This window comes from Nocardioides sp. NPDC057772 (assembly GCF_042798075.1).
Taxonomy (GTDB): Bacteria; Actinomycetota; Actinomycetes; order Propionibacteriales; family Nocardioidaceae; genus Nocardioides.
The window spans coordinates 1-2177 of the sequence record NZ_JBHVKN010000363.1; the positions used below are offsets into that span (position 1 = coordinate 1).

2 protein-coding genes are annotated in these 2177 nt (G+C 67.4%); one reads left to right on the forward strand and one right to left on the reverse strand.

The window, feature by feature from the left end; genetic code table 11:
* Nucleotides 1-77: 77 nt before the first annotated feature.
* Complete coding sequence (locus ACFVJS_RS27675) at nucleotides 78-641, reverse strand: GNAT family N-acetyltransferase (RefSeq protein ID WP_378886751.1); 564 nt, start codon at nucleotides 639-641, stop codon at nucleotides 78-80.
* A 309-nt stretch (nucleotides 642-950) separates the two neighbouring features.
* Here ACFVJS_RS27675 and ACFVJS_RS27680 point away from each other — a divergent pair.
* Nucleotides 951-2177, forward strand: a 1227-nt coding sequence (locus ACFVJS_RS27680; RefSeq protein WP_378886752.1) for an ABC transporter substrate-binding protein, incomplete at its 3' end; no start/stop codon positions are given.

Genomic DNA, 2177 nt, shown 5'->3' on the forward strand with positions numbered 1-2177 from the left:
CTGTTCCCGCTGCAGTTCGGCTCGTCGATCTTCGCGCCGACCCAGTCCATGCCGGGCTGGCTGCAGGGCTTCACCGACTACAACCCGCTGTCCAGCTCGCCGACGGCGCTGGACTGCTTCGGGCTGCGCTGCAGACGGACATGGTGGGGCAGGGCTCGGCCGAGGACGTTGAGGCGGGAGCGTACGACCGCGGTGGGGGCCACCCGCATCACCGCCTGGGCGCCGAGGCCGATCCGGGCGAGGAACCGGTTGCCGTCACGGCCGCCGGCGGAGGCCGCGGCGGCGATCGTCCTGATACCGCGCTCCTCGGCGAAGGCGACGGCGGAGTCCATCAGCATCCGGCCGACGCCGCGGCGGCGGAAGCTGGGGACGACGTGGGGAGCGAAGATCTGCACCGTCGGCTCCAGGTTGAGCGGCCCGAAGGGGGTGGCGCGCACGTAGACCGCGCCGACCGGCTCGCTGCCGGACTCCGCGACCAGCAGACGCTGGTCGGGGGAGGCCTCGGCGTCACGGATGATCGTCTCGAGATCGCTCAGCTGCTCCTGGGCGTCGGCCATCCGCAGCGAGTCCTGCCAGATGCCGAGGAGGAAGAGCGCGTCATCGGCCCGAGCCTCCCGCAACGTCACCGGCACCCTGGTCATCGAGCCCGTCCTGCATGGGCGCCGTGCGTACAGATCATCACAATTCCTCCACGATCGAGCCGGTTCCTGGCGGGAATCGGGTTTCCCGAGTGATCATGGGTCACCTCGGCCCCGATAATACGGAGCCGATCATGGCGGCAACCCAGGCAATGATGCCATGGGGGAGATGTAACGGAATGGTGAAAAGACAGTTCCCTCGGGTGATTCACAGACCTAGCGTCTCTAATGTGTCTCCGCAAGGTCCGACGTGAGCCGGGCCAGCCCATACGAAAGAGGGACTAAGCAGTGAACTCATCATCCTCTACCTGGATGAAGCTGACCGCGGGCGCTGGCGCCTTGGCGCTCAGCTTCACCCTCGCCGCCTGCGGCGGCGAGACCGCTTCCGAGGAGCCGGAGAAGAAGGCTGCCGCCAAGGGCGACGGCACTCTCACCATCGGGCAGCTCCTCCCGCAGACCGGCAGCCTCGCGTTCCTCGGCCCGCCCGAGTTCGCCGGTTCCGACCTCGCGATCCAGGACATCAACGCCGCCGGTGGCGTGCTCGGCAAGGACGTCGTGTCCGTCGTGGCCGACTCCGGTGACACCACGTCCGCGATCGCCCCCGCCGAGGCCGACAAGCTCATCGACGCCAAGTCCGACGTCATCATCGGCACCGCCTCCTCGGGCGTGTCGATGACCGTCATCGACAAGATCATGTCGTCGGGCACCGTGATGTTCTCCCCGGCCAACACCTCGACCGAGTTCGACGAGGGTGACTTCGCCAAGCCGGACCTCTACTTCCGCACGGCTCCGTCCGACATCCTGCAGGGGGCCGTCATGGCCAACCTGCTGCTCGAGGACAAGCGCACCAACGTCGCGATCCTGGCCCGCCAGGACGCCTACGGTGAGACGCTCGCCGAGGAGGTCAAGGCCAACCTCGAGGGTGCCGGCTCCAAGGTCGCCACCACGGCGTTCTACTCCGAGGACGCCACCTCGTTCGACGCCCAGATCAACGAGATCGCGGGCGCCGGCGCGGACGCGGTCGTCGTGATCGCGTTCGAGGAGACCAAGAAGCTGATCCCGCAGCTCATCGCCGCGGGTGCCGGCCCGGCCAAGCTGCCGACCTACTTCGTCGACGGCAACCTGTCGGACTACTCCAAGGACTTCACCAAGGGTGAGCTCAAGGGCGTCAAGGGCACCCTGCCCGGCGCCGAGACCACCGGTGACTTCAAGGAGCAGCTGCTCAAGGTCGACCCGAAGCTGACCGACTACTCCTACGCCGCCGAGTCCTACGACGCCACCATCGTCTCCGCGCTGGCGGCGGTCAAGGCCGACAGCGACGCGGGTGAGGCCATCGCCGAGGAGATCGTCGAGATCACCACGGGTGGCGAGAAGTGCGAGACGTACGCCGACTGCGTCAAGCTCATCGAGGACGGCAAGGACATCGACTACGACGGCAAGTCCGGTCCGATCGAGCTCGGCGAGACCGGTAGCCCGACGGCCGCGTCCATCGGCATCTACCAGTACAACGACAAGGCCACCTACGCGCCCGTCAAGTAC